Origin of the sequence: Streptomyces sp. NPDC005402 (assembly GCF_040606575.1) — a bacterium.
In the GTDB taxonomy this organism is placed as follows: Bacteria; Actinomycetota; Actinomycetes; order Streptomycetales; family Streptomycetaceae; genus Streptomyces.
The window spans coordinates 146,389-160,545 of record NZ_JBEXFB010000010.1 but is presented as its reverse complement, the minus strand read 5'-3'; the positions used below and the strand labels follow the sequence as shown (position 1 = coordinate 160,545).

Below are 14,157 nucleotides of genomic sequence, written 5' to 3'. Positions count from 1 at the left end.
GGCGGTCTCACCGAGGCCGCCCCTGACCCGTACGACGGACCGGCCGCTCAGGAGCCGGACAGGGCCTCCGTCGGTGACAGCCGGCTCGCCCGTACCGCCGGATACAGTCCGGCGATCATGCCGATGACCAGGGTGCAGCCGATCCCCGCCGCACTCGCCCACACCGGGACGACCGTCGGCCAGTCGCGGCTGAGGGCGTAGGCCGCCGTGATCGCCGTCCCCAGCACCGTCCCGCCGAGGCCGCCGATGAGCGACAGCAGCAGCGACTCCGTCACGAACTGGGTCCGGATCTGGCCGCGGGTCGCCCCCAGCGCCCGGCGCAGGCCGATCTCGGGGCGCCGCTCCAGGACCGAGATGACCATCGTGTTGCCGACCCCGACGCCACCGACCAGCAGCGCCACGCCACCGAGGCCGAGCAGCAGCCCGGTGAGCGCCGACTCGGTGGCCTCGCGGGCGGCGAGCGCGTCGGAGGGCCGGGAGATCCGGACCTGTCCCGGTTTCTCGGGATACGCCGTGGCCGGCAGCACGGCCCGTACCGCCGCGATCTGGCTGTCCTCGGCGCGGACGTAGACCGTCGACGGATGGCCGTCGAAGCGCAGGTACGTCCGGGCCGCCGGCCAGCCGACCAGCGCCGCGCTGTCGAGCTCCGGCGCGAGCGGTACGGGGTCGAGGACGCCGACGAGGGAGAACCAGCGGTCACCGAGCCAGACCCGGGTTCCCGGTGTGTACACGTCGAGCCGGCCCGCGGCCGTGGAGCCGAGCACGACCGCCGGGTACTGCTCGGTCGCGGAATCCAGCCAGCGGCCCCGGCGGACGTGGCCGCCGACGGCCGGGAGCAGGTGCCTGTCGGCCGCGAGGACCTCGAGGGAGCCGGTGCGTCCGATGGCGATGTGCTCATTGCGGTAGATGTGCGCGTCGGTCGCGCCGGTGGCGGCGACCTGCTGCACGGGCGGGATACGGCCGATCATCGCGACGGCCTCGTGGGGCAGCTCGGCCTTGGTGCCGTCGAGTGAGTCGCCGGGGGCGACCCGCAGCAGGTTGGTGCCGAGCGCGTCGAGTCGGCGGTCCACCTCCGCCCGGCCGGAGCCGGAGATTCCGACCACCGCGATCATGGCGGCGACGCCGATCGCGATCCCGAGCGCGGAGAGGAAGATCCGCAGGGGACGAGTCCGCAGCCCGGTCCCGCCGAGCCGCACGATGTCCTGCGGACCGAGGCGGGCGGCCCGCAGCCGGCCGCCCGTGCCACCGGCGTCATCGCTCGCCCGTCCCCGGCCACGTGCGCCGCGCCCGCGGGGGCCGGAGGGCAGCGTCGGCGGGGTGTCGTCCATGGGCGGGCCGTTCGTCGTGACGTCGGTCATCGGACCGCCTCGTTCGGCGCGGCATCGGTCGCGGCACCGGTCGCGGTGTCGGTCGCGGTGTCCGCCACCACGCGGCCGTCGCGCATCTCGATACGGCGGGGCAGCCCGGCCGCGATCTCCCGGTCGTGGGTGATGATCACGACCGTGGTCCCGGCGGCGTTCAGCTCGCGCAGCAGACCGAGTACGGCCTCCCCGGAAGCGGAGTCCAGGTTGCCGGTCGGCTCGTCCGCCAGCAGGACCGCCGGTTCGCCGATCACCGCCCGCGCCACCGCCACCCGCTGGCGCTCGCCGCCGGACAGCTGGTGCGGGAGGTGGTGGACACGGTGGCTGAGGCCGACCCGTTCCAGCGCCACGGCCGCACCGGCCCGGCGGCGGCGCAGCGGCACTCCGGCGTACAGCAGCCCGTCGGCCACGGAGTCCAGGACCGGAACCCCTACCGCCAGATGGAACTGCTGGAAGACGAAGCCGATCCGGGTGGCCCGCAGCGCCGACACCTCACGGTCTGTCAGCTTCGCCACGTCGTGGCCGTCGACCAGCACCCGCCCGGCGGAGGGCCGGTCGAGGCTGCCCATGAGGTTCAGCATGCTGGACTTGCCCGAGCCCGACGGGCCGACGACCGCGACGAGTTCGCCGCGTCCGATGCGTAAGGTCACGTCCCGTACCGCCGCCACACCACCGGGGTACGTCTTGGAGACCGCGTCGAACTCCACGACCGCCGATGCTCCGCTCACTCCGGGATCCTCACGTTCATGCCCTCGCGCACCGCGCTTCCGCTGACTTCCACCCGGCCGTCCGCGAAGAGTCCGGTCTTCACCGCGACGAACCGGCCGTCCGCGGTCTCCAGGCCGTGGCCGCCCTCGGCCAGAGCGACCAGCGCGGCGACCGGGACGGTGAGGACGTCCGCCCGTTCCCGCCCCACGTACTCGACGGTGACCGGCGCGCTCTCCAGCCGTCCCACGGATCTCTGGTCCTTGATGGTGATGGTCACCGGAACCGTCGGTGCCGCGGAGTCACCCTCTCCGCCTCCGCCCTCGGGCGCGGTCGCGCTCTTCCCCACCGAGGCCACCTCGCCCTTCACCGATTTCCCGTCGGGCAGCCCGATCGTGACGGCGGCGCCGCGCACGGCCCAGGAGTCCTCCGCCGCCGAGGCGTTGACGACGACCTTCCGAGACGTACCGGTGTACGTGAGGACGTCATCGGTGGCCGGCGAGCCGAGCCGGACACTCGCGTGGCCGATCCTTACCTTGCCGGCGGAGTAGACGACGTCCCCGATGCCGACCGTGCCGGTCCGGGGGAGTCCGAGGGATTGCTGCCAGCGCTTGACCGCGCGGGCGGTGAGGTCGGTGAACTCCTCGTCGACGGTGAAGCCGGTGTAGCCGAGAGCGGCGAGATTGCTCTCGAACTGCAGGACGTCCATGCCGCGCAGCGTGCCCGCTGTCCCGCCGGCCCCGGCGCCGCCCGGCGTCGGCGATCCGGAGGGGTCCGGAGCCCCGGAGGTCTCGTCCGTGCGGCCCTGGTCACCCGAGTCCTGGGTGTCCTGCTCGGTCCCGGTCTCCTGCCGGGTGCCCTGCTGGGTGCCCGCGGTCAGGCCGAGCTCCCGGTACATCGGCAGCGTCCCGTACAGCAGCACCACCGGCCGGTCGTCGACGCGCAGCAGAGTGCCGCCGCGCCCCACGGTGGTGCCCTCCGCGGGCAGCCAGGTCACGGTGCCCGTCGCCTTCACCGGCAGCGGTATCTCAGTGCCGTAGCCCAACTGGCCGTCCACCGTGGTGCGTTCCGTCAGTGTGGTCCGGGTGACCGGGACGGTGGAGCCTGAGCGGGGCGGGGCGGAGGAGCCCGCCTGCGACCCGCCTCCGCCGAGGCCCAGCGCACCGATCACGGCGACTGCGGTCACGACGACCAGAGCCGACGCCACCAGGACCGTTCGCCGCCCGCGCCGACCGCGCGGCGGCGGCGCGGGAGCCGCCCCGCGCTCGTGCTCGGTCTGCTCAACCGTCTCCGCCATCGTCAGCCCTTGCCCGCGGGCTGGTCCGCCGGGTCACCGATGATCGGAGCGCAGACACGGGTGGCACGCTTGGCCCCCGCCGACGTCTGGTTCCACTCGGAGCCCTGCGCGGTCCCGTCGGGGCCGGGATCGGGAAAGTCGGGGGCGCCGTTCTTCTGCATGCAGTCGGCGTAGTCACGCTTGACCTTGATCTGCTCGGGAGTGAGCTTGGGCTGGTTGGCGTTCTCAAGTCCCTCGGGGACGGCCGCCTTGAGCGAGGCGCACTTCTCGGAGGCGTCCAGGAACTTCGTGTTCTTCTTCAGCGCCGCGTTGTCGCCGAAGTCGACCTGCCCCTTGGCGTCCGGGTCGGGGGCGTCGACCCCGTTCTCCCGCAGACATTTCACCCACTCGCGCTGGGCGTTCACATACGCGGCCACGTCGTCGCCGCCACTCGGCGCGGTCGTCCTGACGGACGCCTTGTCGCCGTCGGCCGTCGGGACCTTCGGGGTGTCGCCCTCGCCGCCGCAGCCGGCCAGGGTGATCGCCATGACCGACGCCGTCACCACGGCCATCAACACCCGGTTCGTCCTCATCGGTTCTCCCGCCTCCCGTCGCGCCCGACCGCGGACGCGGCGGGCCTGCCGACCGTAGGCCGGAGGTGATGAAGAACCTTTGAAGAACCTGTCATCCGATCATGCGACGCGTTTCGCACGGGACACCACGGCAGGGCGACTCCCGCGAGACGATCGCCCACGCCTCGCGCGGGACCTGGGTGAGCCCCGGGGACGTCCTGGGCGTCGGCGCCCGCGGAACGGCGGCTGTCTCGCCGGGCCGTCGGGTCTGCGCGGTGGGCAGGACCGGGCCCGGCTCAGCCCGGGGACATAACGGCCTGCACACCGCAGGCGTTGCAGGCGCCATGCCGAGTGGGGTCCACGGAGGAGCCCAGACCGTACGGCTGTTACGCGGCCAGCGACTTGAGCCGGGATGCCGCCTCCTCCAGCACGCTTGTCTGCTTGCAGAACGCGAACCGCACGAAGGGCGCGCCCGCCTCGCGGTGGTCGTAGAAGACGGCATTCGGGATGGCGACGACGCCGGCGCGTTCGGGCAGGGCGCGGCAGAAGGCGAAGCCGTCGCTTTCGCCGAGGGGGCGGATATCGGTGGTGATGAAGTAGGTGCCGGCCGGCTTGAAGACTCCGAAACCGGCCTCCGCAAGGCCGGTCGCCAGCAGGTCCCGCTTGGCGAGCATGTCGTCGCGGAACGCGGTGAAGTAGCTGTCCGGGAGGGCGAGTGCCTCCGCGACCGCGTACTGGAAGGGGCCGGAGGACACGTACGTCAGGAACTGCTTGGCCGAGCGGACGGCCGAGACCAGAGCGGGCGTCGACGTGATCCAGCCGACCTTCCAGCCGGTGAAGGAGAAGGTCTTGCCGGCCGAGCCGATCGAGACCGTGCGCTCCCGCATCCCCGGGAAGGTCGCGAGGGGGAGGTGCTCGGCCTCGTCGAAGACCAGGTGCTCGTACACCTCGTCCGTGACCACCAGCAGGTCCCGCTCCACGGCCAGCTCGGCGATCGCGGTGAGCTCCTCGCGGGTGAGGACCGTGCCGGTGGGGTTGTGCGGGGTGTTGATCAGGAGGAGCCGGGTCCGGTCGGTGATCGCGGCGCGCAGTTCGTCGAGGTCCAGGCGGAAGCCGGCACCCCCCTCGACGTGCGGCCGCAGGGTGACCGGGACGCGTGTCCCGCCCGCCATCGCGATACAGGCCGCGTAGGAGTCGTAGTACGGCTCGAACGCGACGACCTCGTCACCCGGCTCGACCAGGGCGAGCAGAGCGGCGGCGATGGCCTCCGTGGCGCCGGCCGTGACCAGGACCTCGGTGTCGGGGTCGTAGGCCAGGCCGTAACGGCGCTCCTGGTGCGCGGCGACGGCCGTGCGCAGCTCCGGGACGCCCGGGCCCGGCGGGTACTGGTTGCCGCGTCCGTCGCGCAGCGCCCGCACGGCCGCCTCCCTGACCTCCTTGGGCCCGTCCGTGTCCGGGAAGCCCTGGCCCAGGTTGATCGAGCCGGTCCGCAGAGCCAGGGCGGACATCTCGGCGAAGATCGTCGTCCCGAACTCGGCGAGACGGCGGTTGAGCAGGGGGCGCGCGCTGGAGGTCATGCCGGTCATCCTGCGCCCAAGCTCTGGAGTTCCTCAACTCTGCTTTGACGCGTGACGCGGAAGGGCATCTCCAGCTCACGCAACCAGCGAGGCGCCCACGGGGGGTCGCTTCGGGGGGCAACGGAAGGAGGGTGGGCCATGGTCATCGGCATCATCCTGGCGGTGTTCGCGGTCATGTTCGTCGGGGCGCTCGTGTCCAAAGCGAACAGGAAGAAGAGCGTCAGCCTGGGCAAGCCGGTCCGCGGCGGCAGGTCCGGGGGGCACCGGGACAGCTGGTGGGCCGGCGGGGTGGGCGGTGCCGGCTCGTCGTGCGGTACGTCCGGCGGCGACTCCGGGGGTCACTCCGGCGGTCACTCCGGTGGGCACTCCTGCGGCGGTGGGTCGTCCTGTGGTGGCGGGTCGTCCTGCGGCGGCGGGGGCGGATGCGGGGGAGGCAGCTGACACGGGGCAGCTGAGCTCCAGCAGGGGGAACCGCATCCGAAACCGGGGGAGCGGGGGAACGCGGGGGCGTGGGTCCGGACCTGGGACGGGCCGCACGCCCCCGCTTGTCGCTTTTTCACTTCGGTGCTCCGGCGCACACTCCGGCCGCCGTGGCGTACGCCGTGGTTGAACAGTTGAGCTGGGGAGCCCACGCAGGGATGGAAACCGCACGAAGTTGGGTAAAAACGCTGTGGTGGCACCACCGTTCATGATTCCCTCTAAACCACCAACGCAGCCCCTCGGACGTCCTACGGACACGTCCTGACCTCCCGACTGGGCTGACCGGGCCGATCCCCCCCACAGTCGCCCGGGTGCGCCGGAACCCCACACCACCCTTTCTTTGCGTGCTAGCGGAGCCGACCCATGCTCACGACCCTGAACACCTCGTACACCGACACGCGCGCGGCCGACCTCGCCTGGGCCCTGGGGCGCGAGCCGCTGCCCGCCCTCGCCACGCTCGACCTCGAGATCGCCGGGGCGAAACTGCAGTTGAGACTGCTCGGCGCGTCCCATCAAGTGCTCCTGGAGGAGGACCGGCGCACGTGTTCGGAGACGGTGGCGTGCATCGCCGGCAGCAGTACGCCACTGCCGCTGGGCGTGGCCAAGCGGGTGGGGGACTGGGAGTACGAGTTCGCCGCGCGCGTGGAGGTGCTGACGCCAGGTCAGTTCGCCGGACGGGCACAGGAGTTGCTCGCGCTGGTGTCCGACCATCCGAACGGCCTTGCCGGAGTCTTTCCCGGCAGCCCGCACGCCTTCACGGCACTGCTGGCCCAGCGGTACGACGGGCAGGTGCACTGGCGGACCTGGCACGCGTATCCGCAGGACGGGCAGTTGGTGGCCACGTGGACGCGTGTCGGGATCCGGGTTCCGGCGGGGACGTCGGGCTGAGTCGCACAAACCCCCGTTTCCCGGTTCACTCCCAGTTCCACACGTGTGGGTGACGAAGCGTGCCAGGGCCGTGACGTAACGTCGCACCGTGATCGAGCCGCACGCCCCCGCCCCGCCCGGCGCTCCGCCGCCCTGGGCCGGGCCCGCACGGCTGCCGGTCCGGCAGGGCATCGGGCGGTTCCTCGTGCTCGCCTGCGTCTTCGTCTGCGCGGCCTGCGGACTGGTGTACGAGCTCGAACTGGTGGCCCTGGCCTCCTACTTGATCGGCGACTCGGTCACCCAGGCCTCCGTGGTGCTGTCCGTCATGGTCTTCGCCATGGGCATCGGCTCGCTGGCCGCCAAGCGGCTGCGCCGGCACGCGGCGGCGGCCTTCGGCGCGCTCGAGGCGCTGCTCGCGCTGATCGGCGGGTGCAGCGCGATGGCGCTGTACGCCGTGTTCGCGTGGACCGGCGACTGGGGCGGGCTGTGGGCGAGCGGTCCGCGCTGGCTCCTGGTCGCCTTCTCCCTCGCCATCGGTCTGCTCATCGGCGCCGAAGTCCCCCTGCTGATGGAGCTGATCCAGCGCATCCGCCGCCAGGACGCGGGCGGCGCGGTGGCCGACCTGTTCGCGGCGGACTACGTCGGCGCCCTGGTCGGCGGCCTGGCGTTCCCCTTCCTCCTGCTGCCCCTGCTGGGCCAGTTGACCGGCGCGATGCTCACCGGCGCGGTCAACGCCGTCGCGGGTGGCGCCCTGGTCCTCGGCCTGTTCCGCCGCGACCTGAGCCGCCGGGCCCGCTGGCTGCTGCTGGTCGCCAATCTCGCCGTACTCGGCGTCCTCGCCACCGCCACCGTCCTCGTCGACGACTTCGAGCGGGCCGCGCGGGAGGCGGTCTACGGCAAGGACGTGCGCGTCGCCCTCCAGACCGGCGTCCGGGAGATCGCCCTCGCCGGCGGCACCGGTGGGCGCCCCCTCGACCTCTACCTCGACGGCCGCCTCAGGGTCAGCGGCGGCGACCAGAACCGGTACCACGAGGCTCTCGTCCACCCGGCGATGAACGGCCCCCACGCGCGCGTGCTCGTCCTCGGCGGCGGCGACGGCCTCGCCGCCCGTGAGGTGCTGCGCCACCGGGACGTACGGCGGGTCGACATCGTCGCCCTCGACCGCGCGGTGGTGGACCTGGCCCGCAGCGACCCGGCGCTCTCCCGGCTCAACGGCCAGGTCTACGGCGACGCCCGCGTCCACGTGAGCACGGCGGACGCGTTCCGCCGGCTGCGGACGGCGGCGCCCGTGCCGTCGTACGACGTGGTGATCGCCGACCTGCCCGACCCCGGTGCCACCGCGAGCACCAAGCTGTACTCGGAGGAGTTCTACGGCCTGATCCGTCGCGTCCTGGCCCCCGACGGCCGTCTGGTCGTGCACGCGGGGCCGGTCGGCTCCCACCCGCACGCCTTCTGGACGGTGGAGGCGACCATGCGCGCGGCGGGCCTGCGCACCACGCCCTACCGCGTCGCCGGGTGCGGCTTCGGCTCCGCGGTGGGTTCCGACCGTACGGCCGGAGCGTCCCGTACCCCCCACGACTGGGGTTTCGTGCTGGCGTCGCGGCAAGCCCGCCCGGTGCTCGGCCTGGACCCCCGGGCGCCGAGGCCGGCGACCCTGACGCAGAAGTCCCTGCGGGCGGCGCACCGAGCGGCGGAGGAGACCCGGGTCGCGGGCCCGGTGGCCTCCACGTTGGTGCATCCGCGCTACTGATCCCCGCCCCGGGGCGGAAGGGCGCGGTCACTTTCCACCAACGGGGGTGCGCGACCGCCGCCCCTGGGTAGGCTCGGCAACCATGGAGCATGAGGTGTTCGTTCCGGTTCCGGTCGAGCGGCTGAGGCAGGCCCTGGGGGATCCCCTCAGGGTGGCCCGCGCGGTTCCCGGCCTCCAGCAGGACGCCGGCGCGGACCCCGTCGCCGGGCGCCTGAAGGTGCGGGTCGGCAGCCACTCCATCACCTACCGGGGCGCGGTACGGGTCTCCGCCCGGGACGACGGTTCCTACGCGGTCGAGGGCGACGCCACCGAGACCCGCGGCACCGGCTCCGTCCAACTCGCCCTCACCCTCCGCCTGCGCGACACGGACGGCGGCACGACTCTCACCTTCGACGGCACGGCCACGGCGGACGGCCGCGTCACGGAACTTCCCCAGGACGCGGTGGGCTCCGCGGTCGTACGCCTGCTGAACCGTTTCGCGGAGGCACTGGGCGAGACGGAGGCGGAGGCGGAACCGCAGCAGCCGACGGACGAGCCGGAGGCACCCGAGACCGTCGCGGCCCAGGTTGCCCAGGCCGTGGAGACCCCCGACGAGCCCCCGGCGCCCGTCGTCGACGACTTCACCGAACCCGTCGGCCCCCCGGCCGAGGCGGCGCACGCCCGCCGCACGATGATCGGCCGCAGCGCGGAGGAGGTCGACCACGCGCCCCCGAGAGGCCGTTACGCCCCCGTCCCCGCCCCCCAGACGGTGGCCTCGGGCGCGGCCCTCCGCTGGGCGGCGCCGGCGGCGGCAGTGGTCCTGGCCTCGGCGATCGTGGTGGGAAGGGCGCTGAGGAAACGCCGTTGAGCAGCCGTTGAGTAGGGTCGTCCCGTGAGCCAAGAAGACATCACACTGACCGCGGGCGACGCGGAAGTGACCTTGCAGCCGGGAAACGGCGGACGGGTCGGGGGACTTCGGGTCGGAGGCGTCCAACTGCTGCGCCAGGGCGAGCGCTTCGGCTGCTTCCCGATGGTCCCCTGGTGCGGACGCATCCGGGACGGACGGTTCCGCGACGGGGCCGACGTCCACCAGATGCCGCTCAACTCCCCGCCCCACGCCATCCACGGCACGGCCCGCGACGGCGCCTGGAGCATCGCCCGCACCACCGCCGACGAGGCGGTGCTGACGTACGACCTCGTCGAGCCCTGGCCCTACTCGGGCCGCGTCACCCAGATCGCGGCGCTCACCCCGGACGCCCTGACACTCACCATGTCCGTCGAGACGTACGACTCCTCCTTCCCGGCCCAGATCGGCTGGCACCCCTGGTTCAACCGCACCCTCGACGGCGGCGAGCCGGTCCGGCTCGACTTCACCGCCGCCTGGCAGGAGGAGCGCGGCGACGACCACCTGCCCACCGGCAACCGCGTCGACCCGAAGCCGAGCCCCTGGGACGACTGCTTCGGCATGCCCGACGGCGTCGACGTCACCCTCACCTGGCCCGGTCGGCTGGAGCTGAAGGTCGCCAGCCGCGAGGAATGGGTCGTGGTGTACGACGAGCAGGAGGCCGCCGTCTGTGTGGAGCCGCAGACCGGGCCGCCCAACGGCCTGAACACCCTGCCGCGCCTGGTCACACCCCTGGAGCCGTTGGAGGCCTCGACGACCTGGAGCTGGCGCCGCCTCTAAGCTGACAGGCATGACTGACGCTCGCGCCGCCCTCAAGCAGCAGATCCTCGACAAGGCCGTGGTGCACGGCAAGGTGACCCTGTCGTCGGGCCTGGAGGCCGACTACTACGTCGACCTTCGCCTGGTGACCCTCGACGGCGAGGCCGCGCCCCTGGTCGGACAGGTGCTGCTCGACCTGACCGCCGACCTGGAGTTCGACGCGGTCGGCGGTCTGACCATGGGAGCGGACCCGGTCGGCACGGCCATGCTGCACGCCGCCGCCGCGCGTGGGCGCAGGCTGGACGCCTTCGTCGTACGCAAGGCGGCGAAGGCGCACGGCATGCAGAAGCGGGTGGAGGGGCCGGACATCGCGGGCCGCCGGGTCGTGGTCGTCGAGGACACCTCCACCACCGGGAACTCCCCGCTCGAAGCGGTCGCGGCCGTGCGTGAGGCGGGCGCCGAGGTCGTCGCCGTCGCGACGATCGTCGACCGGGCCACGGGCGCCGCGGAGAAGATCGAGCAGGGTGCGGGCGTGCCGTATCTCTTCGCGTACTCGAAGGACGAGCTGGGCCTGGACTGACCACGGACCGATCGCGGGATGGACCATCCGGCCAAGTCTGGAAAGATGAGGCCGACGATGACGTCGAACCCCCACACAAGGTCTAGGTCAGGGCCGTAGCACGCAGTACGCCAACCCGCAGATACAAGGAGCGGACAGATGCCCATCGCAACCCCTGAGGTCTACAACGAGATGCTCGACCGGGCGAAGGCAGGCAAGTTCGCCTACCCGGCCATCAACGTGACCTCGACCCAGACCCTGCACGCTGCGCTGCGCGGCTTCGCGGAGGCCGAGAGCGACGGCATCATCCAGATCTCGACCGGCGGTGCCGAGTTCCTGGGCGGCCAGTACAGCAAGGAGATGGTCACGGGTTCCGTGGCTCTCGCCGAGTTCGCGCACATCGTCGCCGAGAAGTACCCGGTCACCGTCGCGCTGCACACCGACCACTGCCCCAAGGACAAGCTCGACGGGTACGTACGCCCGCTGATCGCCGTGTCCGAGGAGCGCGTGAAGGCCGGCGGCAACCCGCTGTTCCAGTCGCACATGTGGGACGGCTCGGCGGAGACCCTCGCCGACAACCTCTCCATCGCCCAGGAGCTCCTGGAGCGCGCCCGCGCCGCCAGGATCATCCTCGAGGTCGAGATCACCCCGACCGGTGGCGAGGAGGACGGCGTCACCCACGAGATCAACGACTCCCTCTACACGACGGTCGACGACGCGATCCGTACGGCCGAGGCGCTCGGCCTGGGCGAGAAGGGCCGCTACCTGCTGGCCGCGTCCTTCGGCAACGTCCACGGTGTGTACAAGCCGGGCAACGTCGTGCTCCGCCCCGACCTGCTGAAGGAGCTGAACGACGGCGTGGCCGCCAAGTTCGGCAAGCCGGCCGGGTCCCAGCCGTTCGACTTCGTCTTCCACGGCGGCTCCGGCTCCACGGAGGAGGAGATCCGCACCGCGCTGGAGAACGGCGTCGTCAAGATGAACATCGACACCGACACGCAGTACGCGTTCACGCGTCCGGTCGCCGACCACATGTTCCGCAACTACGACGGCGTCCTGAAGGTCGACGGCGAGGTCGGCTCCAAGAAGACCTACGACCCGCGCACCTGGGGCAAGCTCGCGGAGGCCTCGATGGCCGCCCGTGTCGTCGAGGCCACGCAGAACCTGCGCTCGGCGGGCACGAAGATCAAGTAGTTCCAGCGTTTTCCGCGAGCCCGGTGCCGTGGCACCGGGCTCGCTGTATACCTGGGGCATGTCCGACGTCCGGCTGGCCTCGCCGCAAGGCAAGTGGATCCTCCTCACCACCGTCCTCGGCTCCAGCATGGCGCTGCTGGACTCGACCGTCGTCAACGTCGCCCTGCCGCGCATCGGCCGTGACCTGGACGCGGACCTCGCCGCCCTGCAGTGGACGGCCAACGCGTACATGGTGACGTTGGCCGGGCTGATCCTGCTCGGCGGCTCCCTCGGGGACCGGTACGGCCGTCGCAAGGTCTTCGTGGTCGGGGTGGTGTGGTTCGCGGCCGCCTCCCTGCTGTGCGGCCTCGCCCCGAACGTCGGCGTCCTCGTCGCCGCCCGGGCCCTCCAGGGGGTGGGCGGCGCGCTGCTCACACCCGGGTCCCTGGCCCTGATCCAGGCCTCCTTCCACCCCGACGACCGGGGCCGGGCCGTCGGCCTCTGGTCCGGCTTCGGGGGCATCGGGGCGGCCGTCGGCCCCTTCGTGGGCGGCTGGCTCGTGGACGGGCCCGGCTGGCGCTGGGTGTTCCTGCTCAACGTCCCGCTGGCGCTGCTGTGCGCGCCGATCGCCGTACGGCATGTCCCGGAGTCCGCTGGGGGCACCTCCCGCTCGAGCGAAGCCGAGAGTGGGGGAGGCCGGGCCGATCACGGGCGCTTCGACGTGCTCGGCGCGGTCCTCGGCGCGCTGGCGCTCGCGCTGGTGACGTACGCGCTGATCGAGGCCCGTTCCGGATCGCTGGTGGTCGCCGTCACGGCGGTCGCGGGGGTGGCCGCCGGGGTGGCCTTCGTCGCCGTGGAGAAGCGGCGGCCCGATCCGATGATGCCGCTCGGGATCTTCGCGTCCCGGCAGTTCACCGCGGTCAACCTGGTGACCCTGTGCGTGTACGCGGCCTTCGGCGGGTTCTTCTTCCTGGCCGCGCTCCAGCTCCAGGTGGTGGTCGGCTGGTCGGCTCTCCAGGCCGGTACGGCCCTGCTGCCGACGACCGCCCTCATGCTGCTGTTCTCCGCCCGCTCGGGCGCCCTCGCCGACCGCATCGGGCCGCGCATCCCGCTCACCGTGGGTCCGCTGCTGTGCGCGGCCGGGATGCTGCTGATGCTGCGGGTCGGGCCGGGGGCGTCCTACCTCGCCGACGTCCTGCCCGCGCTGCTCGTCCTCGGTACCGGCATGGTCGCGCTGGTCGCCCCGCTGACGGCGACCGTGCTGGGCTCGGTGGACACCTCGCGGGCCGGCCTCGCCAGCGGCATCAACAACGCGGCGGCCCGGGCGGCGGGCCTGATCGCGGTGGCCGCGCTGCCGCTGGTCACCGGGATGGGGGAGGAGGCCTACCGGTCCCCGGGGGCCTTCGACGACGCCTTCGGCCGGGCGATGACGGTGTGCGCGGGGGTGCTGGTGGTGGGGTCCGCGGTGGCTTTCTCGACGGTGCGGTCGCTGCCGGCGGGGTGTCGGCGGCCGGAGTGCCGTACGCACGGGGCCGTGCTGTCGCCGCCGCTGGAGGGGGCGGGAGTGCGGAAGCGGCTGTCGTAGTGCGTCCGCGGGCCGGTGGGGGCCGGTCGCGCGGTTCCCCGCGCCCCCGAAACAGGTGGGTACAGCTCGACGGGCCTCCACCGCACCCACTCAGGGGCGCGGGAACCGCGCGACCAGCCACGGCGCACCCGCAGGCGAACCACTGCCTTCCGCGAGGGAGACTGGACCCATGTCGATTCACGAGAACCTCCTCGGGGGCCCGCCCCCGACCCACCTCCCCGACGACCCGGAGCCCCGTGAGCTCCTGGCGAACGGCACCGCTCCGGCGGACGTCGCCGCGAAGTACCCGACCTCCTCGCTGGCCTGGGCCCAGCTGGCCGACGAGGCGTTCGAGCGGGGCAGCGTCGTGGAGTCGTACGCCTATGCCCGTACGGGCTACCACCGTGGCCTGGACTCGCTGCGCCGCAGCGGCTGGAAGGGCCACGGGCCGGTCCCGTGGGAGCACGAGCCGAACCGCGGCTTCCTGCGCGCCCTGCACGCCCTCGCCCGTGCCGCCGGTGCCATCGGCGAGCAGGCGGAGTACGAGCGCTGCTCGCAGTTCCTGAAGGACTCCTCGCTCACGGCGGCCGAGACGCTGGGCTGATCCGTCACCGTTTTCCGGGCCCGCCTGTGT

General features: G+C 72.7%; 14 protein-coding genes. 9 read left to right on the top strand and 5 right to left on the bottom strand.

Annotation, left to right across the window (positions count from 1 at the left end; genetic code table 11):
* Nucleotides 1–47 precede the first annotated feature (47 nt).
* From ABZT02_RS21105 to ABZT02_RS21085, 5 genes are all read right to left on the bottom strand, one after another.
* Nucleotides 48–1,358, bottom strand: coding sequence for an ABC transporter permease (locus ABZT02_RS21105; protein WP_356019493.1), 1,311 nt, complete (start codon nt 1,356–1,358; stop codon nt 48–50).
* Nucleotides 1,355–2,089 (bottom strand): ABC transporter ATP-binding protein, encoded by a 735-nt coding sequence (locus tag ABZT02_RS21100; RefSeq protein WP_356019492.1) that lies wholly within the window; start codon nt 2,087–2,089, stop codon nt 1,355–1,357. The genes ABZT02_RS21105 and ABZT02_RS21100 overlap by 4 nt, the downstream gene beginning before the upstream one ends.
* Entirely contained in the window at nt 2,086–3,363 is a 1,278-nt protein-coding gene (locus ABZT02_RS21095; protein WP_356019491.1) for a peptidoglycan-binding protein, read from the bottom strand. The genes ABZT02_RS21100 and ABZT02_RS21095 overlap by 4 nt, the downstream gene beginning before the upstream one ends.
* Before the next feature lie 2 nt (nt 3,364–3,365).
* Nucleotides 3,366–3,935: a hypothetical protein gene (locus ABZT02_RS21090; RefSeq protein ID WP_356019490.1), complete on the bottom strand. Its 570-nt coding sequence runs from the start codon at nt 3,933–3,935 to the stop codon at nt 3,366–3,368.
* A 365-nt stretch (nt 3,936–4,300) separates the two neighbouring features.
* Entirely contained in the window at nt 4,301–5,500 is a 1,200-nt protein-coding gene (locus ABZT02_RS21085) for a pyridoxal phosphate-dependent aminotransferase (RefSeq protein ID WP_356019489.1), read from the bottom strand.
* Nucleotides 5,501–5,629: 129 nt separating this feature from the next.
* On the opposite strand from ABZT02_RS21085, the gene ABZT02_RS21080 reads away from it, so the two are divergent.
* The 9 genes from ABZT02_RS21080 to ABZT02_RS21040 all read left to right on the top strand — a co-directional run bounded on the left by ABZT02_RS21080 (nt 5,630) and on the right by ABZT02_RS21040 (nt 14,127).
* Complete coding sequence (locus tag ABZT02_RS21080; RefSeq protein ID WP_356019488.1) at nt 5,630–5,932, top strand: hypothetical protein; 303 nt, start codon at nt 5,630–5,632, stop codon at nt 5,930–5,932.
* A gap of 402 nt (nt 5,933–6,334) precedes the next feature.
* Nucleotides 6,335–6,859: a DUF2617 family protein gene (locus tag ABZT02_RS21075; RefSeq protein WP_356019487.1), complete on the top strand. Its 525-nt coding sequence runs from the start codon at nt 6,335–6,337 to the stop codon at nt 6,857–6,859.
* 88 nt (nt 6,860–6,947) lie between these two features.
* Nucleotides 6,948–8,588 carry a polyamine aminopropyltransferase gene (locus tag ABZT02_RS21070; protein WP_356019486.1) on the top strand — a complete coding sequence of 547 codons (1,641 nt, stop codon included), beginning with the start codon at nt 6,948–6,950 and terminating at the stop codon, nt 8,586–8,588.
* Between the two features lie 82 nt (nt 8,589–8,670).
* Nucleotides 8,671–9,435, top strand: coding sequence for an SRPBCC domain-containing protein (locus tag ABZT02_RS21065; RefSeq protein ID WP_356019485.1), 765 nt, complete (start codon nt 8,671–8,673; stop codon nt 9,433–9,435).
* Between the two features lie 24 nt (nt 9,436–9,459).
* On the top strand, nt 9,460–10,251 hold the full coding sequence (locus ABZT02_RS21060; protein WP_356019484.1) for an aldose 1-epimerase: 792 nt from the start codon (nt 9,460–9,462) through the stop codon (nt 10,249–10,251).
* 10 nt (nt 10,252–10,261) lie between these two features.
* A complete protein-coding gene (pyrE, locus tag ABZT02_RS21055) occupies nt 10,262–10,810 on the top strand; it encodes an orotate phosphoribosyltransferase (protein WP_356019483.1) in 549 nt (182 codons plus the stop codon).
* 138 nt (nt 10,811–10,948) lie between these two features.
* Complete coding sequence (gene fbaA, locus ABZT02_RS21050) at nt 10,949–11,980, top strand: class II fructose-bisphosphate aldolase (protein ID WP_356019482.1); 1,032 nt, start codon at nt 10,949–10,951, stop codon at nt 11,978–11,980.
* Nucleotides 11,981–12,038: 58 nt separating this feature from the next.
* Entirely contained in the window at nt 12,039–13,544 is a 1,506-nt protein-coding gene (locus ABZT02_RS21045) for an MFS transporter (RefSeq protein WP_356019481.1), read from the top strand.
* A gap of 169 nt (nt 13,545–13,713) precedes the next feature.
* On the top strand, nt 13,714–14,127 hold the full coding sequence (locus tag ABZT02_RS21040; protein WP_356019480.1) for a DUF3151 domain-containing protein: 414 nt from the start codon (nt 13,714–13,716) through the stop codon (nt 14,125–14,127).
* Nucleotides 14,128–14,157 lie beyond the last annotated feature (30 nt).